This window comes from Synechocystis salina LEGE 00031, assembly GCF_015207985.1.
Lineage (GTDB): Bacteria > Cyanobacteriota > Cyanobacteriia > Cyanobacteriales > Microcystaceae > Synechocystis > Synechocystis salina.
The window spans coordinates 1-25,506 of the sequence record NZ_JADEVV010000056.1 but is presented as its reverse complement, the minus strand read 5'-3'; the positions used below and the strand labels follow the sequence as shown (position 1 = coordinate 25,506).

General features: G+C 48.9%; 23 protein-coding genes and 1 tRNA gene. 13 read left to right on the top strand and 11 right to left on the bottom strand.

Going from position 1 to position 25,506, the window contains the following annotated elements:
- Nucleotides 1-375: 375 nt before the first annotated feature.
- From IQ217_RS15850 to IQ217_RS15835, 4 genes are all read right to left on the bottom strand, one after another.
- Nucleotides 376-1,071, bottom strand: coding sequence for a PD-(D/E)XK nuclease family protein (locus IQ217_RS15850; RefSeq protein WP_194020691.1), 696 nt, complete (start codon nt 1,069-1,071; stop codon nt 376-378).
- Between the two features lie 186 nt (nt 1,072-1,257).
- Nucleotides 1,258-2,088: an ABC transporter permease gene (locus tag IQ217_RS15845; protein WP_194020690.1), complete on the bottom strand. Its 831-nt coding sequence runs from the start codon at nt 2,086-2,088 to the stop codon at nt 1,258-1,260.
- Nucleotides 2,089-2,136: 48 nt separating this feature from the next.
- The gene (locus IQ217_RS15840; protein ID WP_194020689.1) at nt 2,137-2,946 is read right to left on the bottom strand and encodes a Uma2 family endonuclease; all 810 of its coding nucleotides are present in this window, start codon (nt 2,944-2,946) and stop codon (nt 2,137-2,139) included.
- 62 nt (nt 2,947-3,008) lie between these two features.
- Nucleotides 3,009-3,758, bottom strand: a complete 750-nt coding sequence (locus tag IQ217_RS15835; protein WP_194020688.1) for a Uma2 family endonuclease — start codon at nt 3,756-3,758, stop codon at nt 3,009-3,011.
- Nucleotides 3,759-4,846: 1,088 nt separating this feature from the next.
- On the opposite strand from IQ217_RS15835, the gene IQ217_RS15830 reads away from it, so the two are divergent.
- Complete coding sequence (locus IQ217_RS15830; RefSeq protein WP_194020687.1) at nt 4,847-7,138, top strand: GumC family protein; 2,292 nt, start codon at nt 4,847-4,849, stop codon at nt 7,136-7,138.
- A 46-nt stretch (nt 7,139-7,184) separates the two neighbouring features.
- Here IQ217_RS15830 and IQ217_RS15825 read toward each other — a convergent pair.
- Nucleotides 7,185-7,257: transfer RNA gene (locus tag IQ217_RS15825), tRNA-Val, on the bottom strand.
- A 69-nt stretch (nt 7,258-7,326) separates the two neighbouring features.
- Between IQ217_RS15825 and IQ217_RS15820 the strand changes: the two genes are divergently transcribed.
- Entirely contained in the window at nt 7,327-7,914 is a 588-nt protein-coding gene (locus IQ217_RS15820) for a metal-binding protein (protein ID WP_228024249.1), read from the top strand.
- 25 nt (nt 7,915-7,939) lie between these two features.
- On the opposite strand, the gene IQ217_RS15815 is transcribed toward IQ217_RS15820, so the two are convergent.
- Nucleotides 7,940-8,797, bottom strand: a complete 858-nt coding sequence (locus tag IQ217_RS15815; protein ID WP_194020686.1) for a YaaW family protein — start codon at nt 8,795-8,797, stop codon at nt 7,940-7,942.
- Nucleotides 8,798-8,967: 170 nt separating this feature from the next.
- Nucleotides 8,968-9,501, bottom strand: coding sequence for a translation initiation factor IF-3 (infC, locus tag IQ217_RS15810; protein WP_010871520.1), 534 nt, complete (start codon nt 9,499-9,501; stop codon nt 8,968-8,970).
- Between the two features lie 267 nt (nt 9,502-9,768).
- Here infC and IQ217_RS15805 point away from each other — a divergent pair, with 267 nt between their 5' ends.
- The 10 genes from IQ217_RS15805 (at nt 9,769) to aroF (ending at nt 18,011) form a co-directional block, all read left to right on the top strand.
- Nucleotides 9,769-10,377, top strand: coding sequence for a Uma2 family endonuclease (locus IQ217_RS15805; protein ID WP_194020685.1), 609 nt, complete (start codon nt 9,769-9,771; stop codon nt 10,375-10,377).
- Between the two features lie 11 nt (nt 10,378-10,388).
- Nucleotides 10,389-11,396 (top strand): tRNA dihydrouridine(20/20a) synthase DusA, encoded by a 1,008-nt coding sequence (gene dusA / locus IQ217_RS15800; protein ID WP_194020684.1) that lies wholly within the window; start codon nt 10,389-10,391, stop codon nt 11,394-11,396.
- Between the two features lie 268 nt (nt 11,397-11,664).
- Nucleotides 11,665-12,927 carry a methionine adenosyltransferase gene (gene metK / locus IQ217_RS15795; protein WP_194020683.1) on the top strand — a complete coding sequence of 421 codons (1,263 nt, stop codon included), beginning with the start codon at nt 11,665-11,667 and terminating at the stop codon, nt 12,925-12,927.
- A gap of 111 nt (nt 12,928-13,038) precedes the next feature.
- On the top strand, nt 13,039-13,524 hold the full coding sequence (locus tag IQ217_RS15790) for an allophycocyanin subunit alpha-B (protein WP_190599121.1): 486 nt from the start codon (nt 13,039-13,041) through the stop codon (nt 13,522-13,524).
- A 124-nt stretch (nt 13,525-13,648) separates the two neighbouring features.
- On the top strand, nt 13,649-14,158 hold the full coding sequence (locus IQ217_RS15785) for a hypothetical protein (protein WP_228016838.1): 510 nt from the start codon (nt 13,649-13,651) through the stop codon (nt 14,156-14,158).
- A gap of 94 nt (nt 14,159-14,252) precedes the next feature.
- The gene (locus IQ217_RS15780; RefSeq protein WP_194020681.1) at nt 14,253-14,723 is read left to right on the top strand and encodes a tetratricopeptide repeat protein; all 471 of its coding nucleotides are present in this window, start codon (nt 14,253-14,255) and stop codon (nt 14,721-14,723) included.
- 100 nt (nt 14,724-14,823) lie between these two features.
- A complete protein-coding gene (locus IQ217_RS15775; RefSeq protein WP_190599123.1) occupies nt 14,824-15,837 on the top strand; it encodes a permease in 1,014 nt (337 codons plus the stop codon).
- A gap of 155 nt (nt 15,838-15,992) precedes the next feature.
- A complete protein-coding gene (gene rpsO, locus IQ217_RS15770; protein ID WP_190599124.1) occupies nt 15,993-16,262 on the top strand; it encodes a 30S ribosomal protein S15 in 270 nt (89 codons plus the stop codon).
- Nucleotides 16,263-16,279: 17 nt separating this feature from the next.
- Entirely contained in the window at nt 16,280-16,756 is a 477-nt protein-coding gene (locus IQ217_RS15765) for a PAM68 family protein (RefSeq protein WP_194020680.1), read from the top strand.
- A gap of 199 nt (nt 16,757-16,955) precedes the next feature.
- A complete protein-coding gene (gene aroF, locus IQ217_RS15760; protein WP_190599126.1) occupies nt 16,956-18,011 on the top strand; it encodes a 3-deoxy-7-phosphoheptulonate synthase in 1,056 nt (351 codons plus the stop codon).
- 191 nt (nt 18,012-18,202) lie between these two features.
- Here the strand turns inward: aroF and IQ217_RS15755 are convergent, their stop codons facing one another.
- The 3 genes from IQ217_RS15755 to IQ217_RS15745 all read right to left on the bottom strand — a co-directional run bounded on the left by IQ217_RS15755 (nt 18,203) and on the right by IQ217_RS15745 (nt 22,844).
- Nucleotides 18,203-19,558 carry a DUF4335 domain-containing protein gene (locus tag IQ217_RS15755; RefSeq protein ID WP_194020679.1) on the bottom strand — a complete coding sequence of 452 codons (1,356 nt, stop codon included), beginning with the start codon at nt 19,556-19,558 and terminating at the stop codon, nt 18,203-18,205.
- A 103-nt stretch (nt 19,559-19,661) separates the two neighbouring features.
- Entirely contained in the window at nt 19,662-21,509 is a 1,848-nt protein-coding gene (gene cobJ, locus IQ217_RS15750) for a precorrin-3B C(17)-methyltransferase (protein ID WP_338117500.1), read from the bottom strand.
- Nucleotides 21,510-21,548: 39 nt separating this feature from the next.
- Complete coding sequence (locus tag IQ217_RS15745) at nt 21,549-22,844, bottom strand: NYN domain-containing protein (RefSeq protein WP_194020678.1); 1,296 nt, start codon at nt 22,842-22,844, stop codon at nt 21,549-21,551.
- Between the two features lie 102 nt (nt 22,845-22,946).
- On the opposite strand from IQ217_RS15745, the gene IQ217_RS15740 reads away from it, so the two are divergent.
- Nucleotides 22,947-24,452 carry a UbiD family decarboxylase gene (locus IQ217_RS15740; protein ID WP_194020677.1) on the top strand — a complete coding sequence of 502 codons (1,506 nt, stop codon included), beginning with the start codon at nt 22,947-22,949 and terminating at the stop codon, nt 24,450-24,452.
- A 40-nt stretch (nt 24,453-24,492) separates the two neighbouring features.
- Here IQ217_RS15740 and IQ217_RS15735 read toward each other — a convergent pair.
- Nucleotides 24,493-25,506, bottom strand: a 1,014-nt coding sequence (locus tag IQ217_RS15735; protein ID WP_194020676.1) for a SidA/IucD/PvdA family monooxygenase, incomplete at its 5' end; no start/stop codon positions are given.

Below are 25,506 nucleotides of genomic sequence, written 5' to 3'. Positions count from 1 at the left end.
AAATTAGCCAATGTAGCCAGGAGGGCTGCCACAGTGAATCCATTGCTCCATTGTCGGGGCTGGGTGATGTATCCGAGGAATTCAAAATCGGTTTGGTCATAGAACCTCAAAAAAGCAATGGCAATCAGTAACACCGTCAAGACAGTGGCGGGCAATAGTGCCAGGAAGTTTAACCACATCGAGGGCAAGAGAAAGATAATCCTATTTTAAATGCTAGGTCGTTTGGCGATCGCCCTTAGGAGAAGAGGTCCCCATATTCGGCTAGGAGTGCCAAAACTTCCCTTAATGCCCGTTGGTTTTGGTCTTGGAACCGCAAAAAGACAATAGCCATTAACAGCAAAGCCAGAACAATGGATTCTAGTAAATCCAAAAAGTTTAAATTTCTTGAACCTGATCACTGTAGCTATACATCTCAATACCCAATGCTTCTGCCACTGGCTTGGCTCGCTCATCCACCATGGGGGACATGACAATTTTCCTCGTAACTTGCCGCTGGTGTCGTTGTTCGTAAAAAGTTGCCTTGCGGTCAAAAATATACATATCGGACTTACTCATGGAGGACTTAATTTCACACAGAATGGTGACCCCATTTTTGATAATCACATCAATTTCCACCTGGTCCGGTCTGCCAAAGACCATGCCGTCGTGGTCATACTCATTAAGATTAAGCACCTCTACTCCAAAGAATTCTTCCAAAATCGCTTTTAACCCGTTGCGGAAACTGGCCTCCGAATAAAGACCCCAACGGGACCCTAAAGCCCCGATGGTACTTTCATAACGACGATTAGCCTTCTGAATTTCTGCCAGGGTGGCACTGTTCTGTACTTCCAATCTGTCCAGACGCTGGGTGTTTTCCTCCCATTTATGGTTTTGCTCATCCCATTTGCGGGCCTGCTCTTCCCGATCGCGCTGTAACTCATCCAGAACCCGGTCAAATTTCAGATCGAACTCTGTCCTAGGGGTGTAGTATTCCGACACCGTCCGCAAGACAAAATCCCGCAGGGCCGGTTCTTCGGCGATCGCCCTGGGTAACTCCCTCTGGATTAAGGCTCTGATTTCTGCTTCCGTCATAGTAATTCAAAGTAATTCACTGCCCCGGCACAGTTTCCCTATTATTGTAATCATTGCGCCACGGTGAAAATTTCACATAGTCAAAGTCCGCTGGGGTATTAATCTTAGGGCTTTGCTCTTCGGGCATTTTGAGCCAGGAAGTTTCATTTGCCAATTGCTGTAGCAACAGTTGGGAAAATGGTTTAGTTAGATCACATCGGCAAAGGTTCGTTCCACTTTGCGAAAATAGAGAATGCCCGTCACAAAAATAATTATTACCAAGAGTAATGACAACAAAAACCCCGGCAAAAACAAAGTAGACTCTCCCCCCAAAATAGCCCAACGAAAACCGTCGATCACACTCACCATCGGGTTAATGGAATAGAGCAATCGCCACCTTTCCGGCACCACATTACTGCTAAAACCCACCGGGGAGATGTACAGACCAAATTGGACAATGAACGGCACAATGTAACGAAAATCCCGGTACTTGACATTGAGAGAACAAAGCCATAACCCTGCTCCCATGGAAGCCATAAAAGCAATCAAAATGAATAACGGTAGGGTAATAACGTGCCAACTGGGAACGAAATTGTACCAAGCCATTAACCCGAGCATAATTATCCCAGCAATTAAAAAATCGACAAAACTGGTAACCACTGCACTGGTGGGCACCACTAACCGGGGAAAATACACCTTAGAAATTAAATTGGCATTGGCAATCAGGCTATCGCTGGCCGCACTGAGGGAAGTGGAAAAAAACTGCCAGGGCAACATCCCCGCAAACACCAGAATGGGATAGGGCACCCCCTCCGAAGGCAAATTGGCTAACTTACCAAATACCACCGTAAACACCACCATGGTCAGAAACGGTCGAATGAGGGCCCAGGCCACACCGATCGCCGTTTGTTTATAACGCACTGCAATGTCCCGCCAGGCCAGGGTGTAAAACAACTCCCGGTAGCGCCATAGGTCTTGCCAATACTGACGCTCGGTACGTCCTGCTTCAATAATTAGTTCTGGGGGGGAAGTAGTCATACTTTTCGGTGAATTTCTCGTGCCCTGGGGTCAGGCCAATGGCCATTATTAGGCTTCATCGGGGTCTAGCCCCAACTCCCTTAATTTGGCCGCTAGGCGATCAGCCCTGGATTTTTCTTGCTCCGCCCGTTGAGCCTCCCTTGCCGCCCGTTGGGCTTCTTGTTCTGCCCGTTGGGCTTCTTGTTCTGCCCGTTGAGCTTCCCGTTCCGCTGGGGTCAAGATCCAGTGATGGTGCTTGTCGTACCACCGCAGCCAAAGCCGGTTTATGCCCTGATACGTACCCCGCCATAACCCTAGTCCCAACTGCGCCTTTGCCAGCCAGATGCCCGGCTCCTCCAGCACCAGCGGTTGATAAATCCCCTGCACTAAACCAAAAGCCTGGAGCTCGTCAGTATAGCGATCAAACACAAAATAATAGGGAATACGTAAAATTTGCTCATAGACTGTCCATTTATTGGGGGGCTGACTGGCATCCCGCAAACTTCGGCCCAGGTCTTCTTTTTCCGTGCCTGGGGAGAGCAATTCCACCACCACCAGAGGGGCAATACCCTCTTGCCAGATGACATAACTGAGGCGCAAGTCCCGCTGGTCATATAAACGGGACACCCCCAACACCCCAAACCAATCCGGGCGCTTATACCACTGGGGATGGTGAACGTCGTAGTAAAGATTCAGGTCACTGGCGGTGAAAAAATCCGCCGCTTCATAACTAGGGGGCAGGAAGGTCTGGCGCAACAGTTCCGGCTGCAGTAAATGGAATTCGTCGGGCAAGCCGGGCTCCTCCGGATCTTCACTGGGCAGATCGTACATGGTGGGTAGGGTTTCCCGAGGAGAAAGGGGGGGAGAACTCTGATACATAGTGCCATAGCCCGTTCAATAATAGGCTCAATTATAGGCGATCGCCTTTTTCTCCTTTGTCCTTAGGCTTCATCGGGGTCTAGCCCCAACTCCTTTAATTTGGCCGCTAGGCGATCGGCTCTGGATTTTTCTTGATCCGCCCTTTGAGTTTCTTGATTTGCCCTTTGAGTTTCTTGCTCTGTTATTGCCATGGCCTGGTCAGCCCGGAACATTTCCTGTTGGGCCGCCTCCTCGGGGGTAGGTACCAACATTCCCTCCAGCGAAAAATAGCGCAATTGACCATGGTGGATGCCAAGAAAAAAGCCCAACGCCTCACTCCATAGCCAACCCTGTTCATTGGGGGTAATTGGGGAGTATTGGTTGAAATTCGATCTAAAACCGGCAAATTCCAGGGTTTCAGGAGAAAAATAAAAATATTCAGGGGTGTGGAACCTGGTGGCATAAAGGTCCAATTTAGTGGTTCTATCTACCTTCGCGGTGGATTCGGAAAGTAATTCGATAATCAAGTCTGGGTAGCGGCCGTCCTCCTCCCACACCACCCAGGAACTACGGGGGTGCCCAGTAGTATTTTTCACCAGGAAAAAATCGGGGCCCCGAAAATCCCGCTGTTTGAGTTGTTGCCGACTGAAGTAAATGGTTAGGTTAGCACCAATGAAAAAATCATCCCTCTGACGCCACGCCCACTCCAGACTAGTGACCAGCAAGAGCAGTTGCATATAGTGCAAAGAACTTTCCATCTCCGGTTCATCACTCAATAACTTAGTGGCATCGGGCATTTGTGCTTCCAGTTCCTGGGCCGTTATTGCTGACATGTTGTCCTCCGAATGCTGGTGGAGAAGGGCTGGCTTCCATCATAATGGCTTGCCCCAGGCTAGGCGAAAATCGGGCATTTATGGCTCTATCTTTTCCCCTAACTGCCCATGGGATGAAATTATCAACTTTTCACTGGTTTAATTCCCTATTTCTGGCCGCACGAATCCTGCATACGTTCTTAGTCTTTTCTAAGAATACGGCAGACGAAACCGAGATCCGTGGGACCGTCGAGGCTCCGGCTAGGGCGGAAAAATGAAGATTCAATTGTTTTTGTGACCGAAAAAACTGTTTAGCCTTTTCGGGGGGTTATATCAAGGCTTCCTTCCGCCATGGAAAGCAGAGGATTTACCAGTCAGACCAAGCCTTTACTTCCGAAAGATCGGTCGGCGGCTAAATAAGCCTGATTACAGTTCAATCTAATTTATTGACCCCGTTTTGTCCAGGTGGGGCAGAAAAGGAATATTATCAACTTTTCTTCTCCAATACTTAAGTGTGAAGGATCAAGACTATGGAGACAGGGGCTCTGTGTTGGCATCTTGCCTGCTTGGGGCAATGATAGTCATAAAAATTCCAACTGCCCATCCCCCCCTGGCCACCGGCAGCCATCATCATCGATTTTTAAGTCTTCCAATCAATGGCGATCGCCGATTCTGTCTGTTTTTTTAGCCTTCCGGTCTGCGTTTAATCAGAGGAACTAGGACAACGAAATGGGAGTCCTTCCCAGTAGATCCAGGCTAGTATCGACAGTGCACGGTCACCAAAAATAACGGTAATATTGACCCAAGTAAATAAAACTTCTCTCCCACACTAGGGGCTAAACCATGGCTAATGCCCCAAGCATCCTTGCCCAATAACCATTTCTCCCAAGATAATGATTTACAGTTATTCAGAACTACCTCAGGAGGGAGTTTCCCCTCCCCTAGTTGAAGTGCTTTCTCCCAAATAAACTGGCTTTTAAGCTACGGAACATGGACATTTGCGTTTTTGTCTGTCGATCAGCCATATTTATTTAGATTTTTATCTTAAATGTCTTAAATTTTATCGATTTAATGTACCAAGATTGTCTTGCAGACCCCCAAATTTAATCATGCCACCAAGTTATTCTGAATCTTCCGGACTTAATTTGCCCGTCGTCAATGTACCTACTGAACGTGTTTTAGAAGACGAGGAAGAAATCTCATTAAAGGATTTAACTCAGCTGATACGTCGACGCTGGTGGATCATGCTTTTAGTGGCGATCGCCACCGGAGGATTGGTACTGAGTCGGCAACTCAGTCGTCCGCCAGTATTCCAGTCTGATTTTCAACTGTTGGTGTCTCCACCGGAGTTGGCCAATATCAATCCCCTTTCTCAGCTTCAAGGAACCGGGTTTTTCAATCTACCCCGTGGACAAGACTACATTGCCACCCAAACTGAAATTCTTCAGAGCAATACATTGTTGGCTCCTGTGTGGAAAAGATTTTATGGAAACCTACCAGCAGAAGATGAGTTTAGTTACGAGGATTTTTTGCGTCACCTTTCTGTCTCCTTAATCCAGGATACCGGTATTGTTGAGATCACTTATAAAGACAAAAATCCACAGATAGTCAAAGGGGTGCTTGAAGCCCTGGCTGAAACATATTTAAATTACACAAGGGCAGAAAAAGACCGACAGGAAAATGAAAAACTAGGATTCATTAACTTACAGCTACCCAAGTTCCAGGAAAGGGTTAATCAATTACAAAGAAATTTGATTGACTTACAAAAACAGTACGAATTTTTTGACCCTATCTTGACAGGAAAAAGCCTGGAAGAACGATTAAATCAGACAACGATTCAAAAGCAACTGACTTTTACTAAAATTCAACAATTGAGCGCCCAAAAGCAGGCCCTAGAGCAAAAAACTGGGGTTAGCAGTGAGAACGCTTTTCGGGTCGGTACATTGGGCCAGTCTCCCACCTATCGAAATTTAGTTAGTAGATTGAGTGATGTTAACCTGAAACTAGCGGAAACTACAGCCCTCTATACAGGTAATAGTCCTCAAGTGCAGCAACTACAACTAGAAAGAACCAATATTCTCGAATTACTGAAAGCAGAAATTGACAAAAATCAAGTAGATGTTGCTAGTACAGATATAGATAGCACTCTAGCTTCTAGCAATGATCAAAATAGTATTAAGCATGAAACCCTGGCAGAGCTCTCAAAAGTATCAATTGAATTAGATGTCCTGAATATAGAGCTTCAGGAATTAACTAGTGAAGAGAATCAATTAAAAGCTCAGCTTGGGGACTTTACAGATATTGCTGGCCAGTATTTGGTTCTTCAGCAAGAACTTGAACTGGAAAGAAATAGCATGGTGCAACTGTTGGCCGCTAAACAATCTTTGGAAATTGAAACTGCTAACAGCTATATCCCCTGGCAATTAGTTTCCACCATCACCCTACCGGAGAAGCCGATAAATACCAGATTAAGAGATATTCTCCTGTCATTGATGGCCGGTGTAGTGGCCGGTGGGGCGGTGGGACTGCTGGTAGACAAACTTGACCCTACCTATCACAGCGTTGAAGACATCATCTCAAATCACAGTGTAAATATACTTGGCTATATTCCTCTGGAAAGGGAATTGCGGGCCAGCATTAAGTATGGTTCACCCCTGCCCAATGAGGCTATGCAGGATGCCTACGCCAAGTTCTATTCCAACCTATTTTTTCTCAAACGCAAACGCCAGTGCCATTCCTTTGTGGTCACCTCTGCTGAATCGGGGGATGGGAAATCCACTACGGCTTTTTTCCTGGCCCAGGCCGCCGCTAAGTTGGGGCAAAAAGTTCTGCTAGTAGACGGCGATCGCTATTTTCCCCAAAAACAAGCCTGGTTAAAATTGGCCAAAATCACGGGCTTTGGGGGCGAAAATACAACCTCCGATGGCAATGGCGTGCTCAATAACCTGGCGGCCAACTCCAATGGTCAAAATGAAGATTTACCTGAACTTTTGGGCAAGAATCTGTTCTATTTCAAAGTTCAAGATGACACCATGACCCCGGAGCAGTTAGTTTCCGCTTCCCAGAATTTTGTGGTCAAAATGAACCAGTGGAAAGAAACTTTCGACTTAATCTTGATCGATACGCCTCCTATTTTGGGACTAACGGATTCCCGCCTCATTGCGGATCAGACCGATGGCCTGGTGGTGGTGGTACGCCTTAATAAAACCCGTAAGGACAGCCTCAAGGAAGCCTTTAGGGAATTGGCCTTGGCGGATTTGAATGTGCTGGGAATTGTGGCCAATGCGATCACTTCCACATCCGGTGGATATGGTTATTACTATGGCCGCTACTACAGCAACCGCTATTACGATGGCCAGAAGCTAGCCAAGGCTAGGGAGGAAGCGGAAGGCAGCGTGTAGCCTGGGCGTTTTGAACTTATTTAATCATTTAATTTCAAAACTTCTATGGGCGATGACGGGCTCGAACCGCCGACATCCTGCTTGTAAGGCAGGCGCTCTACCAACTGAGCTAATCGCCCTTTACTCATGCTTAATCACTATATCATAGGTTATCGTTTTGTTCGATCGCCGTCGGAAAAAATTTTTTCTTGGTTGCCCATCCCTTTTTCCCCTTTGCCATGCCCGCAGGTAAAATCCATGACCGCATTACCCTGGGGGCTACCCCCGCCGTTATGGCCATAGCATTTATCAGTACCGGCAGTGCCCGACTGACCCTACTAATGGCGATCGCCTTTGGGTTTAGTGGGCTAATGTTTGGCCCGGATCTGGACATCCATTCCTGCCAATATAAACGGTGGGGCTGGCTGAGGTGGATCTGGCTCCCCTACCGTCGCTTTATTCCTCATCGATCGCCCCTTTCCCACGGCTTTTTAATCGGTACTATGTTGCGACTGTTGTACCTAAGTTGTTGGTTATTGTTAGCGGCCCTGGGGATGGGGATAGTATTGGTACTGTTACAAAAGCTCAGTTTAGAGAGGCTACAGGGGGTTGACTGGTTATCCCTGGGGCAATGGGTGCAAAATCACCGCGGAGAATTGGTAATCATTTTCCTGGGTTTGGAAGCAGGGGCCATGGCCCATAGCCTCAGTGACTGGGGAAGCAGTTGGCTAAAAAAAAGACTGGGACGCAAAAAACAAACCCGCCCAGGCCAATCCAAGGCCCGCCGCCGTTCCTAGGGCATTCTAATTTCCTCGCCTCAACCTAGGCCAATTGCCAACAGGTTTCCCTGGTTAAGCGAATTTGGGCCAAGGTAAAAATAACCGGAATAATACGCCCATAGTTGGTGGCGATCGCCCGCCAGCCTAGATCTGCTAGGAATAATCCCCACAGGGCCGGCCCCAACACCGAAAAAATTGTCCGCACTGCCCCGTAGCGAGCCGTTCCCATCAGTACCCCCTGCTTGGCAGTTTGGAGAGCCAACTGACTTTGCAACTGACCCGCCGCATTCAATCCCCCCTTCACTAACATTGATTTAGCCACCTGATATTGGGCAATATGTACCGTCACCTGCTGTAAAATGCGCCCCAACAGCAGAGGTCGCAGCACCGAACTAACGGCGATCGCCCCACCTCCTTTGAGGATGACATTGACAGGATTATGTTGAATTTGCAGCGGCAGGGGTTCCGGGAGGGGAGAATTAATCAGGGACCGTTGAATTTTGCGGGTTAGATTATTTTGTTCCGCCGGGGGCAACTTTTGCCAAGCCTGGTTAACCAAGTGGAGAAAGATATCCGTTTCCAAATCCAAGGTGGTCATCTGTTGGGCGTAGGGCACCTTGAGGAATTGACAAACCCGAATTAGGGTATCTCGATAGCTAAATTGTTTGGCCTTGCCCCGCAAAACCGTCAGACCATCGGCGGCCAGGTAACGGAATCTTTCCTCCAGGGAACTTTCCCATAACGGACGACCCAAGCTTTGTACCTCCAACGGCAGAGGGGTTTGCAGATAATCCAAAGGATTAAACTTTCGACAAAAAAGAATTTGAGTTAGTTGGGTCAGTTCATCCTCCGTCGCCAACTCCAACGCTGAGCGCAGTTCGTCCAAAACCTTTTCCTCCACCAGTGGGGCTCTGCTGACTTTCCCATTCTAGGACAGGGGCCGAAAACTTGTGCCGTCCTCCGGCAAGATTGGTACTGTAACAGCCATGCAAAAAATCCCCTCAGATGGTCCCAGGGGATGCAAAAAATATTTAGACTATCTAACGGTTTTGGTTCACCGTTGCCGTAGGGCTAGACCTTTTTGGGGGAAAGGAACATCATCATATTGCGTCCTTCCCGTTTGGGAGCCTGTTGGATGTCCGCCTCGGTGGCCAGATCCGTTGCCATGCGGTCGAGTAATTCCTTTGCTAGGTGGGCATGCTGAATTTCCCGGCCCCGGAAGTTCACCGTTGCTTTCACTTTATCGCCAGCTTTGAGGAAGCGCTTGGCCTGATTAATGCGCACTTGATAATCGTGTTCATCAATTTTGTACCGCATTTTTACTTCCTTAACGTCGGCGGTATGTTGTTTTTTCTTGGCTTCCCTGGCTTTTTTCTCCTGCTCAAATTTATATTTGCCATAGTCCATGATGCGACACACCGGCGGATCGGCGGTCTCACTCACTAACACAAGGTCGAGCCCCCGCTCGTCGGCGATTTCCATGGCCTCGTTGGGGGTAATAATCCCCAATTGGGCACCGTCACTGTCAATGACTCGTATTTCTGGGAAACGTATTCTTTCGTTAATTTGAGGTAGGTCGCGTTGGGGTCTTCTTTTATCGGCCACAGGTGTTTTTTGTTGAAGTTTGTAGGTAATGTTGGGTTTACAAGCGAAAATGCTGACTTTGCCATTTTACCGATTCTTTCGGATTTTCGGCCCGCAATCTATTCGCTCTCCCTTAGGGTACTCCCCCCTCGGGAAACGGTAAATGGGGTTATCCGGCCAGTATTTTAGCTTTCCTTGGCTGACCAAAGGCGATCGTAAAGATATTTAACGAAAGGGAGTGGGGCAATAAAATGGAGACAATCAATTTAGACAAATTTGGCAAGGCAGATGGTTGCTCTCTCCTCCAATGGATACTTTTCCCCCGACGATTACCTAGAGTTTGAAGGTCGCAGTGATGTTAAGCATGAATACATCAATGGCCAGATTTATGCCATGGCCGGGTCAACCAAGGCCCACAACATAATTTCTCTCAATTTAGCTCTGGCTTTGCGCTCCCGCCTGATGGGGAATAATTGTCAGGTGTTTATGGCGGATATCAGGGTGATGCTCTTAAATCAGAGACGTTACTATTATCCCGATGTTGTGGTTGCTTGCGAAGATAATGATGATACCAATTCCTCTATAGTTCAATATCCCAGGGTAATTGTTGAGGTTCTGTCGGAATCCACCGAAGGCTTTGACCGGGGCAAAAAGTTCCAGGATTACCGCACCTTGCCCAGTTTGCAGGCCTATATTTTGGTTAATACCCAGCAGTATTTGATGGAGTGTTTCCAGCGGACTCCCCAGAATTTTTGGTTACTGAAGTCCTATGAAGGCCTAGAGGCGATCGCCGACATTGAAGCCCTGAACTTGGCCATTCCTTTGGCGGAAATTTATGCCACTCTGGATCTGCCCGCCCTGACGGATGAAATTGCCCTAAAGACTGACTTAACCTAAATATTGCCCTGATGACCAAAGTTTTTTCCGATGGTGCTGTTAACCCCCTCAGTGTGGCGCCGATGATGGACCACACCGATCGCCATTTTCGTTATTTCCTGCGGCAGTTAACCAGGCATACCCTGCTGTACACAGAAATGATCACCGCCCAAGCGATCCTCCACGGCGATCGCCCCAAATTGTTGGACTTTAGCCCGGAGGAAAAACCGGTGGCCCTGCAATTGGGGGGGGATAACCCGCAACTGTTGGCGGAATGTGCCCGCATTGGTCAGGATTGGGGCTATGACGAAATTAACTTAAATGTGGGTTGTCCCAGTGATCGGGTGCAGAGCGGCAATTTTGGGGCTTGCCTCATGGCTCAGCCGGAGTTGGTCGCCCAATGTGTGGCAGCAATGCAAAGGGCTGTGGCCATTCCCGTTACCGTCAAACATCGCATTGGCATTGATGATCAGGATAGTTATGAAGACCTAGTCAAATTTGTGACCGTTGTGGCCCAAGCTGGTTGCCAAAGATTCACTGTCCACGCCCGTAAAGCTTGGCTCCAGGGTCTCAGTCCCAAGGAAAACCGCACCATTCCGCCGTTACGCTACCAAGATGTCTATCAGTTGAAAAAAGACTGCCCTGAATTGGCGATCGAAATTAATGGTGGCATTACCCAAATGGAGCAGATCAACGCCCATCTCCACCATGTAGATGCGGTAATGGTGGGGAGGGCCGCCTACGAAAATCCCTACCTTTTTGCCACGGTGGACCGGGATGTTTACCAAAAAACAGATTTAATCCCCAGCCGAGCAGAAATTATTGAGCGTATGTTGCCCTATGTGGAAGAGCGTTTACGCCATGGCGATCGCCTTAATCAAATTAGCAGGCATTTATTGAGCTTATTTAATGGTCAACCCAGAGCTAAATTTTGGCGCCGTACCCTGAGCGATTCCCGTCTATTAGCGTCAGCTGGGCCGGAACTGTTAGAAAAAGCCCTCAAAGCCCAACAATCCCAGGACATTCTGCAACCCGTTTAAAAAGTGACATTGCTAGCCAATGCTCGTCTCCAAGCAGGGTAAGTCATAGTCATTGCCCTCTGTCCGCAGGGGAGCGAGGGGAAGTTAATTATAATTTTCGAGCTTTCGAGCAAACCGGCCCTTGGTAGCCTGGGGAACAAATTTTGGCGATCGCCGTTTTCTTACCGGGGGAGAGAACCTGTATGATGAAATGTTAATTTAACTTAACAAGCTTTGTTGAAGGTCTTGTTTGCCCAATAGCCTTTATCGTGTACGAGGACTGAAGACTTTGTCTAAGCGCTATTTATTTACTTCCGAGTCGGTGACAGAAGGCCATCCCGATAAGGTGTGTGACCAGATTTCCGATACCATTCTTGATGCCCTATTAACCTTAGACCCCAACAGTCGAGTAGCGGCGGAAACCGTAGTCAACACAGGCTTAACCCTAGTGACGGGGGAAATTACTTCCCAAGCCCACATTAACTTTGTCGAATTAATCCGCCAGAAAATTGCTGAAATTGGCTACACCAATGCCGATAACGGCTTTTCCCATAACAGTTGTGCTGTCATGCTGGCGATCGACGAACAGTCCCCCGACATTTCCCAGGGGGTAACCGCCGCCCAGGAACAACGCCACGCCCTCAGCGATGATGAGCTAGACAAAATCGGTGCCGGCGATCAGGGCCTAATGTTTGGCTATGCCTGTAACGAAACCCCAGAATTAATGCCCCTGCCCATCAGCTTGGCTCACCGCATTGCCCTGCGCTTATCGGAAGTGCGTAAGTCCGGCCAATTGGGTTATCTGCGCCCCGACGGTAAAACCCAAGTTTCTATCCTGTACGAAGATGGCTTGCCCGTAGCCATTGACACCATTCTCATTTCCACCCAGCACGACGAGCACATTGGCGATATCACCGATAACGATGCAGTGCAGGCCAAAATTAAGGCTGATCTTTGGGACGTGGTGGTGGGCCATTGCTTCAGCGACATTGCCCTCAAACCCACCGATAAAACCCGCTTCATTGTCAATCCCACCGGCAAATTTGTTGTGGGAGGTCCCCAGGGGGATGCGGGGTTAACGGGAAGAAAAATCATCGTGGACACCTACGGTGGTTATTCCCGCCATGGCGGCGGTGCCTTTTCCGGTAAGGACCCCACCAAAGTAGACCGTTCTGCAGCCTATGCCGCCCGCTATGTGGCCAAAAACATTGTGGCCGCTGGTTTAGCCGATAAATGTGAAGTACAGGTCAGCTACGCCATTGGGGTTGCCCGCCCCGTCAGCGTTTTAATTGATACCTTTGGCACCGGCAAGGTGGACGAAGAAAAACTGCTGGAAGTGGTGTTAGAAAACTTTGAACTGCGTCCGGCCGGTATCATTCAATCCCTTAATTTAAGGAATTTGCCCGCTGAACGGGGGGGGCGGTTCTATCAAGATGTGGCCGCCTATGGCCATTTTGGCCGCAATGACCTAGATTTACCCTGGGAATACACCGATAAAGTGGATGTGTTGAAAGCGGCCTTTGCTTCTAGTCCCCAAGCGGTGGCCGTCTAGGCAAGTAGCTGGTCAAAAAATCTACCGCCTCGGGAGGAGGGTATTTAGCCTGGGGCGGTATGGGGCAACTCAGGCTAAACTACAGTATGATATGAAATTCTTGTTGATATCATGAGTGTAGTTAGTCAAGTTATTTTGCAAGCCGACGATCAACTCCGCTACCCCACTAGCGGTGAACTCAAAGGGATCCAGGCATTTTTAACCACCGGTGCCCAGCGTATTCGCATTGCGGAAACCTTGGCCGAAAATGAAAAAAAGATAGTTGATCAAGCCCAAAAACAACTGTTTAAAAAGCATCCTGAATACCGAGCCCCGGGGGGTAATGCCTACGGTCAACGGCAATATAATCAGTGCTTGCGGGATTACGGTTGGTATTTACGCCTAGTTACCTATGGCGTTTTAGCGGGCAACAAAGAACCCATTGAAACCACTGGTTTAATCGGTGTTAAGGAGATGTACAACTCCTTAGATGTGCCGGTGCCGGGCATGGTGGATGCGGTGAACGTACTGAAAGATGCAGCTTTGGGACTGTTGAGTGCAGAGGATGCCAATGAGACAGCTCCCTATTTTGATTACATCATTCAGTTCATGTCCTGATTGGTTTTGGGACGAAGATTAACGAAGATGGCGGTGGGTTCCTTTGGCCGACCATGCCTTCTTCGTTTTCTCTTTTTTGGCTGTTTTGATCACGCTAGTCCTTAGCCCTGGGGGGAAATTGCCCATGCCCTGGCTCAAATCTATTCCTTTTTTGTCCATTGCCTTGGTAATTATTACCTATGTTGCCTTTGGCTGGAGGTTGGCTGAGGCCAGTGTGCCCTGGAGCATTATGTTCCATGAACATCTCAAGGGCCTGCGGGTCGATATTGATCAGAGGACGGTTCTGGCTTTAATCCATATTTTCACTCTGTTTATTATCACGTTGACCACTTTAGCTTTGACTACCCCCATTACCTTAATGACCTATGTGGTAGGTAATTGGGCCAAATCGGAACTGCGGTCGATGGTGTCCATGGTGTTTTGGTGTTTTGTGTTTGTGGTGGCCCTGCGGTGGTTTAACTATTTCACTTCATTTTTGTTGCTGCTGGCGGCGGCCATTCTCGGTCGGATTGAGTTGCGGAATCTGGGCATGGGCCAGGGGCAAAGCTTGTTATTATTAGCCCTAATCTGCGGCTCGGCCTTTGCCTGGGGAGTGTATGGTTATTTCTTCTACTATCCCCTACCCCCCGCCTAATTTTCTCGGTTAATGGTCAAAGAAACCCCTACTATGGCTAGGTTGTATAACCTTAAAGTTTGATTTTGTTGTTATTGGGCATTCCCCCTTTTCTATGGCTTCCACCAAAAAGATTTTACAAAAGACGTTCATCATTGCCTCGGGGTTGGCTTTTCTGGGCATGATGACGGTGCCGATGCTGACTATGTTGAGGGGCAATGCTAACCAAAACCAAACAGAAGCACCATCCCAGGGAACACAACCAACGGCGGCGGAAATAGAGCAGTTAAAGGCGATCGCCGAAGGCTACGAAAAGGTATTGCAACGGGAACCGGACAACCCCAATGCGTTGCAAGGTCTGGTGGAAGCACGTTTGCAGATGGGGGATTTGGCGGGGGCGATCGCCCCGATGGAGAAGTTGACAAAAATTTATCCGGAGGAAGAGGGGCTAAAACAGTTGCTGGCGGCCATTAAACTACAGGTGGAAAATCCCCAGTTGCCCCCACCCCAGAATCCTTTGGCACCGACGGAACCTAATAACCAGGGCGGGGGGACAGAGAGTACGCCTACCCCGACTCAACCCTAGAAAGATCGCAGTTTGGTATTATCATTTTTTGCTCCTCTCACCCTGAGCTTCAGGAATTTTTTTGTCCCCTGGGCTAAGTCTGCCTGGCTTTGATTGAATCATGACCCAATTGCACGAAGCCTTTACTATTTTTTTGAGCTTACTGGTGGAGGCCATTCCCTTCCTCACCTTTGGGGTGGTGCTCTCCAGTGCTCTGTTAGTATTCAGCGATGAAAAAAAGTTAATTGCCTACATCCCCCGTAATCCCTTCCTGGGGGCGATCGCCGGTAGCCTGGTGGGGTTTATGTTTCCGGTGTGTGAGTGCGGCAATGTGCCCGTGGCCAGAAGATTTTTGATGCAGGGTTTACCCCCCTCCGTGGCGGTGGCCTTTTTGTTGGCCGCTCCCACCATTAATCCCATTGTGATTTGGTCCACTTGGGTGGCCTTCCGGGACCAACCGGGCATGGTGGTGGCCCGCATTGTCTGTTCTTTAATCATCACTGTGATCATTAGTTGGGTGTTTAGTCGCCAGTTGGATGCAGTGCCCCTGCTCAAGCCTGCCCTGGGTCGCAGATTGGCCTACCTCAACCGTCCCGAGGAATCTCCCCCGGCGATCGCCTGTGAATCCCCCCTTTTGCAATCGGGCACCTTTATTTTGGGTAGTGGCAACAGCGGTCAACTGCTGAAACTAGATGAGCAAGCGGTGGAAACCCTTTTACCCCCCATTGCCCCCAGCCGTTGGGAAATGTTTACCGACAATATTGTGCAGGAACTGCGGGAATTGGGCGGCATGCTAATTTTGGGCAGTTTAATCGCCGCCGTTATCCAAGTTTTTATTCCGAGGGAATGGATTTTATTGTTGGGGCAGGGCACCATTAGCTCCATTCTGGCCATGATGCTATTGTCGGTGGTGGTATCGGTCTGCTCCACAGTGGACTCATTTTTTGCCCTTTCCTTTGTCTCCACCTTCACCGGTAGCTCCTTGCTGGCATTTTTGGTCTTTGGCCCTATGATCGACGTCAAAAGCATTGGGCTATTGTTGTCTGTCTTCCAGCGGCGCATTGTCATCTATCTGCTCCTTCTGGCGGGGCAATTAACTTTTCTGCTCAGTTTGGCCCACAGCTATCTGTTTTGAATCTGGAATAATCTGCCCAACCACGGCTCTTACTTACCAATTAACTGCCCCCCTTGGCCAGGGGAAGGGGACCTCCGGCAAACGTGATATAGTAAGAGATTGCAACGAAATTTATCGCCTAGTATTTTACCGCTCAGGTTTTTTTCACAGAGAATATGTCCTTAACCCAAGTCCGTAAACAAGAATTGATGACCGAGTATCAAGCCCACGAGACTGATACTGGGTCCGCTGATCTGCAAGTGGCCTTCTTGACAGAAAGAATTACCCAGCTCACAGGGCACCTCAAAGCTAACCCCAAAGACCACGCCTCCCGTCGGGGCCTGCTCAAAATGATTGGTCGTCGTAAGCGTTTATTGAGTTTCATCAACGCCCGGGAGCCGGAACGATACCAAGCCCTGATCAAACGCCTCGGTATCCGTCGTTAAGTTTTTGCATTTTTCCCATGGCTGACCCCACCAACCGAGACCGCCTTCCTTTTGAACGGAAATCCAAAAAGAAAAAGGTCGAAAAAAAGCCCCCCTCAGTGGCGGCCCCCAGCAGTAAAACCAGCAGTGCCAAAGAAAAAAAATCCCGCCGCTCAGCGGACAGTGGCATTCCCGCCGTGGTGAGCCAGCGGATGGTCAAGCGCATGGCCCTGTTTTCCGGCATTCCCACCGGTTTGGGCATGTTGTCCTTTGTGCTTTTTTACCTCGTTGTGAGCCGGGACTGGTTTGAGATTCCCACCTATGTGGTGTTTGCGGTGAGTCTGCTGTTTTTTGGTCTGGGGGTGGTGGGTCTAAGCTATGGCATTTTTTCCACCTCCTGGGAAGATGAACCAGGTAGTTTGTGGGGTTGGCCAGAATTTCGCCTCAACCTGGGTCGCACCATCGCCGTCTGGCGCAATGCCCAACAAACGGCCCCGGACAACGGCGATCGTTAAATAGCTTTGGGCAATGTTCAAGATTTGTGAATTTTTGTTAACAAAGTTAACGATTGGTCAATAATGGTTGCCCAATCCTGCTGGTCAAAATAATTTCGTTAAAATTACCATTAGTTCGGCTTTGCGAGTCCGCATTTGTTATTAAGCTTGTAGCTAAAAAATTTCCCCCTGTTCCACCCTATCGAAAGAGGAAGTTATCATGATCGTCGTCATGAAAGTCGGCACCCCAGATATAGAAATTGAGCGCATTGGTAAGGAGTTTACTGAACGGGGCCTGACCCCCGAAAAAATCGTCGGCAAACATAAAGTAGTGATGGGATTGGTGGGGGAAACCGCCGGACTTGATCCCCTGCAAATCCAAGAAGTTAGCCCCTGGATTGAGGATGTGTTGCGGGTGGAACAACCCTTTAAACGGGCTAGCCTGACTTTTCGCCATGGGGAATACAGCGAAGTGATTGTTTCTACCCCCGCTGGCCCCGTGGCGATCGGCAAGAACCATCCTGTGGCGGTGGTAGCCGGGCCCTGTTCCGTGGAAAACGAAACTATGATTGTGGAAACGGCCCGTCGAGTTAAGGCCGCCGGGGCCCAGTTCTTACGAGGCGGCGCGTTCAAACCCCGCACTTCTCCCTACGCTTTCCAAGGTCATGGCGAAAGTGCTTTGGGTCTGTTGGCGGCAGCGAAGGAAGCCACCGGTTTGGGCATCATCACCGAGGTCATGGATGCGGCGGATTTAGAAATCATCGCGGAAGTGGCGGATGTGATCCAAGTGGGAGCCCGCAATATGCAAAATTTCTCCATGCTGAAGAAAGTGGGGGCCCAGGATAAGCCGGTGCTGTTAAAGCGGGGCATGGCGGCCACCATTGATGAGTGGTTAATGGCGGCGGAATACATTCTGGCGGCGGGCAACCCCAACGTGATTCTCTGTGAGCGGGGCATTCGTACCTTTGATGGCCATTACACCCGCAATTGCCTTGATTTGTCGGTGTTGCCTGTGCTGCGCTCCCTCACCCACCTGCCCATTATGATCGACCCCAGCCACGGTACTGGTAAGTCTGAGTATGTGCCCTCCATGGCCATGGCGGCGATCGCCGCGGGCACCGATTCCTTGATGATTGAAGTGCATCCCAACCCAGCCAAAGCCATGTCCGACGGGCCCCAATCCCTCACCCCCGACCGCTTTGATGAAACCATGCAACAATTGGCGGTGATTGGCCAAACGGTGGGACGCTGGCCCAAAGTAGCGGCCCTAGCTTAGGCATCAGCCTTCAAACTCTGGAAACTAAGAGCTTTAGTTTGCCCCCCCAATCGACCTAGTTCCGGCAATACTGGGGGCTTTTATCTACTCTCCTTCAAACTTGGGAGTGGAATCTTGAAAACATTTTCAAAACCAATTAAACAAGGCCCGACGGAAAAACCAGCGGGCTTTTTTTTGCTTAATGCTGGGGACTATTGGGGTTGATCTTCCAGAAAAGCCTTCACATCCCCCAGGGGAGTTAGGACTAGGCGGATGGTTTCCACTCTGTCATCGGCCAGGGGAGACACCAACGGTTCCCCCGGCGCAGGTTGGGGTAAGCGGGCCATGTAAATGCTAGCGGCCCGGCCTAGGGGCACAGTTCTTTTCACCGTGCCATTGGGTTCAATTTGCAGACGATATTCCAAGGTTTGGGTTTGATCCTCCGCCGGTTGCCACTGCTGTTGATAAAATCTCCGCACTTCCGCCACCTGGGGAATGGTGTCCAGCAAATTGGTGGAGCGGGGTGGCACAGAGCGGGGTCGGGGCGGTCTGAAACTAATGGGATTGGAGCCCGGTGGCAGGGAAGGTAAATCGGGGGCGTTGGGTAAGACTTGGCCACCGTAGGGCAAGGGCTGGCCGTCGGGGCGGGGCAAGATAGCTAGGGCATCGGGGGAAGGAGGCTCTGGCGGTGGGGTTAGGGGTTGTAAGTTGGTGGGATCAGGAATGGCAATATAGGTTTCCCCTGGGGCTGCTGGAGCTTGCAAATCCGGAGGGCGCACCCTTTCTGGAGGCACCACTAGGGGAATATTGGCATTGCGGGCCGGGGGCGTGGCCGCTAACACTGCACTGGGGGAAGGTAGGGGGTCCCTTAAAGCGAGGGTCTGGGCCAATTGGGGGGAAGGGGTATTGCCCCGGGGAGGGGGAGGCACGAGGTTACTGACTTCGTTGAACTGGAATTGGCTCGGCACGGGCAGTTGAAAATTTTCCTGTACCACCACTTCCCCTTGGGGTTGCCGCATCCATAGGGTCGCCATGGCGATCGCCAGCACACCACCGGCCGCCATTACTCCTCCCACTATTAATCCCTGAGGTAACTTTTCCCCGGCAATGGCTGGGGGCATCCGACTGGGTTCTAGGTCCTGGAGACGAAAACTTTCCAGGGCCAACATTAGATCGTACAACTGGGAAGTATTGAGGATTACGGGGGCCCCCATGCCCAATAGTTCATGGCTCCATGACCCCTGGGGCCGGAGGCAAAAAGATGGTTCACCGTCGGCATTAAATATCGGTTCCGGATAGGTGCTTGGTTCCAGGGAAGCGCAGGGGCTCAGGCGTTGTTGGAGGTAAGATTCCACCGCTACAGCCAGGGTTTCCAATTCTTCCGGTGTGCCCGACAAGGTTAGTTGTTCTACTTCCGGCAAGCGGGGATCGTCAAAGTGGAGCGCAAACCGATAATCCGACGGCAAAGTTTGGGGGGTTCTTTGCCATACCCGCCGAGTTTGCCATAGCTCTAAAGTACAGGTCGGGGGGGTATAGCGCCTCAGTTGTACATCCTTCACCAGCTTCATTGGAAAATACTCCCAGTCAACACACTCACTTCCATCCAGGGTACCTTGAAAATTATGGGGCTAGGGGGGAGCTGACGCCGCTCCGATAACCGACTGCATTTCCCTAGGCATTAGCATAATAGCCCCGGGGGGTAATCAAATAATCTTGATAATTGTAGGTGTTACTATTGCCGATCAGCACCACCGTCAGCATATCAATGGGAAAGTCTAACATTTCGGCCAATGTGGTCCGCACAATGGTCTCATCCCGTCGATATACGGAACGCACCAGGGCCACCGGAGTATCTGTCGATCGCCATTGCAGGAAAATGGCCTGGGCTTGCTCAATCAGTACAGTACGCTTTTGGGATTTGGGATTGTACAAAGCGGTGACAAAATCTGCTTGGGCCGCCGCCGTTAACCGTTGCAAAATTTTTTCCCTGGGGGTAAGTAAATCACTCAGGCTAATGGCACAAAAGTCATGCATGAGGGGAGCACCCAGCCGGGCTGCTGCGGCCTGGAACGCACTAATGCCAGGAAAAACCTCTACTCCCGGGGTTTGTCCATCCCAACCAACTTTTTCTAATTCCTCCAACACTAACCCGGCCATGCCGTAAATGCCACAATCCCCGGAGGATAACACCGCCACCGTTAAGCCCCATTGGGCCAACTCAATAGCCCGCTGACAGCGTTGCCGTTCCTGGGTGAGGGGAAAGGTTTCGCAAATTTGCCCGGGACGGCGGAGGGGGTCAATCAAATCTAAATAAAGTCCATAACCGATGAGCACATCCGCTTCTCGAATGGCCGTGCGGGCGGCGGGGGAAATTTGGCTCAATTCACCAGGCCCTGTACCCACTAACCATAACTGCCCCGGTTTGCCGATATATTCTCGTTTTCCTTGGGCGATCGCCACTGTCACGGCTTGTTGATCCTGTTTGACAATGACTTTTTCGACAATCAGTTTTCCTCCTTCGCCATAAACCTGGGTCGCCGTGAGGGCCGCCGCTTCCGCCACACTGGGGGTACCAACTTCCTGGTTAACCACAGCGGAGGGATTGGGCACAGACTGGGCCGCTAACTGTTTGGCGGAAAAAGTAACAAAGGGTAAATCATATTTTTGGGCCAATTGCTGCATTCCTACCTCGTCCGCTTTTAAATGCACACTGGCCAGGCCGGCGATCGCCAGGGGACTGAAATTTTCCCTAGCTAAAACCTCTAGCAAAGCTTTTTCCAACAGCGCTAAATCAGTGCCCCGCACACAGCCCATACCCACCCATAGCAGTCGGGGATGCCATTGAGCCATGGGGTGCCCCTGGTGTTCAGGAAGATTGTCTTGAACGGTAATGGTCAGGGTTGCCGCCGTTGCCTCCGTTCCAGAAAAATTAAAACCATGGCCTGGGGGTAAATACCCTTGCCACAAAGTTGACCCCGCCGTTTGTTGCACTGCCACCGGTTTTTGACTAGCTAAAGCCGCACTGACCGCTGTCCAATCCCCTGTTCCCCTCCGCCAACCGAAGGGAATGCCCAAACAATCCACCGCAATTTGCCCTAAGCCATTAGCTCCACCAGTCAGAATTGCCTTTCCCTGCAACTGTTCTGCCACTATCTCCGCCAGGCGATCGCCGCCACCTTGATGACCACTGAGCAAGCTAATCACCGATGTGCCCATGGCATCCACCACCACCACAGCGGGATCGGTCTGTTTATCATGCAATAAAGGGGCAATTAAGCGGACTACGGCCCCCGTTGCTAAACCGAAAATCAAAGCCTTATGGGTACTCCATCTTTCCTCAATGGCCATGGCCAGGGAATGGTCATAGGTTTCTACGGCGGGATTGCCACCAAGGTTTAATTCCTCAGCCAAGGATTCTGATAGAAGTAATTTTCCCGTCAACGTTTCCGCCACGGGTAGAAGCAATTTAACGGCTTGGGGAGTGACGGCGATCGCCGTGAGGGGATGGAAAGTTTTCAACAATTTTAATTGATGTATTTAATAGACTATTTTTAGCTTCTAGCGTAAGCGGATAAAACAACGTCCACCCTCATTTATGAGTTCTAGTACTGATATTGAGTTAATAAAAGCTTTATAGTTACCAGGACGACTGGCATTCTTAAGAGCTTTAGTGATTGAAATATTGTACTTTCCAGCAAATTTGGAGGCAGCATAACCTATTTCAACTTTTTTATTTTTATTGTTTTTAATCTCTTCTTTTATGATTTTAACAAACTTGTTTTCCAAAGAATCTTGACTATTTTGAGTGATGAATTCAGAAGATTCTTTGTTAAAATTAAACAATGCAATAAAAATATCTTTAGATTCCGGTGGATCATGGACAACGAAGTAATTCTTATATTCCAAAAATATAAATTTTGCTGTTTTTCCAGGAAAATGATGCTTAACAACATCGTTAAGACTTAATCCAAATTTACGATAAAATATAGTTGAAACCTGACTCAGTGTAACCCATTGCTGTTGTGATGCCTGATTTGTCACTTCACGAATAATAGATTTTATTTCTTCGATTAATGTTTTTAGATCAATAATTTTTTCATTGGAAGATTCACTAGAAATAATGGGATATGACAAAATTTCATTCGTTTCAGGATTTTTAATGCATAAATTATTGATTTGTCGGAAAACCTGATAGACCACAATATTTTTTTGAGACAAAAAACTGCATAGAATTTCAAGGTCTTTATCTGAAGAACAAACAAAAATCTCTTTTATATCAGGATAATTTAGGCAAATAAAAGCTCCTATATTTGTCATTCTTTGATCTGCATTATTTTTGCCTGAAGGTACATGAAATAGTTCATATCCCCTTTTGTGTAGCTCTTCATCTTTATTTCCTAATTTTTTCCAATTACCAAAAGCTAAGTGGTGTTTTAAAGAATGCCTACTAAGTTTTTTGATTAAGTCTTCTTCTGTAACATCCAGATAAATATTTTCGATGTCAATTAAAAGAACCGAAAATCCTAAATTCTCAGATTTGCTATCTAAGTGTTTGCCATGTTCGCTTAATTTATTTTTTATGCATAAATCAATAACATCTTTATCACTTAAGCTAAATGGTACTAGAAATTTACGAAAAATGGATAAGCTAATATTTAGAAAAAAATTATCTTCTCCATTATCAACTAAATTATTAAGATGATCAGAAAAGTATTTTGTAATGATCTGCGATGTTTTCTCACTACTCCAATCATACTTTTTGTATTTTTCGAGCAAGTATTCCGGATAAATTTTGATAATGTTTATTAAAATATTTGAAAGGTACTTAGCCAAATCATTTGATTGATAAGACATTTTAAAAGAAAATATAAAAATAATCCACGAGAAGATTATAGCTTATTTTCGCAGCTAAAGTCTGTTAGTATTAAATATGGAAAGTATAGTTTTTTAACTGCCATGGCCAGAGATTTACGGGGATTCATCCAGTTGTTGGAAACACGGGGGCAGTTGCGCCGCATTACCGCTGAGGTGGATCCCGATTTGGAAGTGGCGGAAATCGCCAACCGCATGTTGCAGGCCGGTGGCCCAGGGCTGTTGTTTGAAAATGTTAAGGGTTCCCCCTTCCCGGTGGCAGTGAATTTAATGGGCACGGTGGAGCGCATTTGTTGGGCCATGAATATGGAGCATCCCCTGGAATTGGAAGATTTGGGCAGAAAATTAGCCCTGTTACAACAACCTAAACCGCCGAAGAAAATTTCCCAGGCGATCGATTTCGGCAAAGTCTTATTCGATGTCCTCAAAGCAAAGCCTGGCCGTAACTTTTTCCCCCCTTGCCAAGAAGTTATCATCGATGGCGAAAATTTAGATTTAAACCAAATTCCCCTCATCCGCCCCTACCCCGGTGATGCGGGCAAAATTATTACCCTGGGGCTAGTTATTACCAAAGATTGTGAAACCGGTACGCCCAATGTGGGGGTTTATCGTTTGCAATTACAATCTCAAACCACCATGACTGTCCATTGGTTGTCGGTGCGGGGAGGGGCCAGGCATTTACGGAAAGCGGCGGAGCAGGGTAAAAAGCTGGAAGTGGCGATCGCCTTGGGAGTGGACCCGTTAATTATCATGGCGGCGGCCACACCGATTCCCGTGGATTTGTCGGAATGGTTATTTGCCGGATTGTATGGTGGTTCCGGGGTGGCCCTGGCCAAATGTAAAACTGTGGATTTGGAAGTGCCCGCCGACTCAGAATTTGTGTTGGAAGGTACCATTACCCCCGGAGAAATGTTACCGGATGGCCCCTTTGGAGACCACATGGGCTATTACGGCGGCGTGGAAGATTCCCCCCTGGTGCGGTTCCATTGTCTGACCCACCGCAAAAATCCTGTTTACCTAACCACCTTTAGCGGTCGTCCCCCCAAGGAAGAAGCAATGATGGCGATCGCCTTAAACCGGATTTATACCCCCATTTTGCGGCAACAGGTTTCCGAGATCACCGACTTCTTTTTGCCCATGGAAGCGTTGAGCTATAAAGCGGCCATTATTTCCATTGATAAGGCCTATCCCGGCCAAGCTAAACGGGCCGCCCTGGCCTTTTGGAGTGCTCTACCCCAATTTACTTACACCAAATTTGTCATTGTAGTGGACAAGAGTATTAATATCCGCGATCCCCGCCAGGTGGTCTGGGCTATCAGCTCCAAGGTGGATCCGGTGCGGGACGTGTTTATTTTGCCAGAAACCCCCTTTGACAGCCTCGATTTTGCCAGTGAAAAGATTGGTTTGGGCGGCCGCATGGGCATTGATGCCACCACCAAAATTCCCCCGGAAACAGACCATGAATGGGGCGAAGTGCTGGAATCGGATCAAGCCATGGCGGAACAGGTCAGTCAACGCTGGGCGGAGTATGGTTTGGGGGATATTAATTTAACAGAAGTTAATCCTAATCTGTTCGGCTATGACGTTTGAGATCGTCTTTTTTTCAAGGACTCCCAATGGTCTTTGGTCTTCATAAACAAGCTACCAGGCGATCGCCCGCCATTCTAGCCCCGGCTAAGTTACGGGCCACAGGGCCGAGTTGGAGAGCGGCGGCTCCTCCCATGATGTGTAAATTGCAACCAGGCCAGCGTAGGGCAGAATCCAACACTGGTAGACCATTAATTATTGACGTAGGATAGTTGGTCTGGATTTCCTTCAGCAGGGGCCATTTTCTAACGTCAATAGTGCTACCTGTACAGAGCCAAATACGATTAATCCCTAAATGGGCCACACAATCATGAACCCCAGGATAATGACAACTCACCTGCCAATGGTTTTCTCGCCATTGGGCTTGGCTAACTTCACAATTTTCATAGAAAGTCAGTGACCCTTCTTTTTCCAGGCGACGGAGGTGGTTTAATACAGCGGGGGTAAGGGAACCTCCATTGCGGGCGGATTGAATCAATTGCCAGCGTTTATCCCAACTCGGTTCAGCGTAAAAACCTTTCAAATATTTCGGCCCTAGCCAGCCCGGCTCCGCATCAAAAAGCTTCTCGTAAAATTTCCGCCGGGCCATCATGAGTACCTTGGCACCCCGTTTAATGGCTCCGATCGCCAAATGACCGCTGGTCAGGCCACTACCGATGATAAGAATTTTTTCCCCCGCCAGATGCATAGTTCTCAGGTCTATTTTTTCCGAGTGCATAAGGGCATGGGTTGGGTAAGAAGACGAAATCTGATCCACCCAGGTTGGGATTTGGGGTTTCCCTCCGGCGATCGCCAACACTACCCTACGGGTCAGTATTGATTGACCATCCGCTAACCAAAGACGAAACCGCTGGCGATTTTGGTGTTGTAGGGGCTCTATTTCCGTTATTTGGGCAGGATAAACCAGGTTCCGCAATTGCCACCGCTCGATAACTTCTTGGCAGAATTCCCAAAACAAAGTTGTACCTGGTAAATCGTAGGGAGGAAATAATTCCCGGGGACGTTGTTCAGCAAAGGTGCGGAGGGCAGGGGGATTGGGGTCGGGGTGGTGCACCGC

Bases quoted from the DNA above. Each gene is read 5' to 3' on its own strand.
- IQ217_RS15835 (WP_194020688.1), bottom strand. From the start codon at position 3,758: ATGTCAGCAATAACGGCCCAGGAACTGGAAGCACAAATGCCCGATGCC.
- rpsO (WP_190599124.1), top strand. From the start codon at position 15,993: ATGTCCTTAACCCAAGTCCGTAAACAAGAATTGATGACCGAGTATCAA.
- IQ217_RS15775 (WP_190599123.1), top strand. From the start codon at position 14,824: ATGACCCAATTGCACGAAGCCTTTACTATTTTTTTGAGCTTACTGGTG.
- IQ217_RS15740 (WP_194020677.1), top strand. From the start codon at position 22,947: ATGGCCAGAGATTTACGGGGATTCATCCAGTTGTTGGAAACACGGGGG.
- IQ217_RS15850 (WP_194020691.1), bottom strand. From the start codon at position 1,071: ATGACGGAAGCAGAAATCAGAGCCTTAATCCAGAGGGAGTTACCCAGG.
- IQ217_RS15765 (WP_194020680.1), top strand. From the start codon at position 16,280: ATGGCTGACCCCACCAACCGAGACCGCCTTCCTTTTGAACGGAAATCC.
- IQ217_RS15780 (WP_194020681.1), top strand. From the start codon at position 14,253: ATGGCTTCCACCAAAAAGATTTTACAAAAGACGTTCATCATTGCCTCG.
- IQ217_RS15805 (WP_194020685.1), top strand. From the start codon at position 9,769: ATGGTTGCTCTCTCCTCCAATGGATACTTTTCCCCCGACGATTACCTA.
- IQ217_RS15840 (WP_194020689.1), bottom strand. From the start codon at position 2,946: ATGTATCAGAGTTCTCCCCCCCTTTCTCCTCGGGAAACCCTACCCACC.
- IQ217_RS15845 (WP_194020690.1), bottom strand. From the start codon at position 2,088: ATGACTACTTCCCCCCCAGAACTAATTATTGAAGCAGGACGTACCGAG.
- dusA (WP_194020684.1), top strand. From the start codon at position 10,389: ATGACCAAAGTTTTTTCCGATGGTGCTGTTAACCCCCTCAGTGTGGCG.
- IQ217_RS15830 (WP_194020687.1), top strand. From the start codon at position 4,847: ATGCCACCAAGTTATTCTGAATCTTCCGGACTTAATTTGCCCGTCGTC.
- aroF (WP_190599126.1), top strand. From the start codon at position 16,956: ATGATCGTCGTCATGAAAGTCGGCACCCCAGATATAGAAATTGAGCGC.
- IQ217_RS15785 (WP_228016838.1), top strand. From the start codon at position 13,649: ATGCCCTGGCTCAAATCTATTCCTTTTTTGTCCATTGCCTTGGTAATT.
- IQ217_RS15790 (WP_190599121.1), top strand. From the start codon at position 13,039: ATGAGTGTAGTTAGTCAAGTTATTTTGCAAGCCGACGATCAACTCCGC.
- IQ217_RS15745 (WP_194020678.1), bottom strand. From the start codon at position 22,844: ATGTCTTATCAATCAAATGATTTGGCTAAGTACCTTTCAAATATTTTA.
- IQ217_RS15755 (WP_194020679.1), bottom strand. From the start codon at position 19,558: ATGAAGCTGGTGAAGGATGTACAACTGAGGCGCTATACCCCCCCGACC.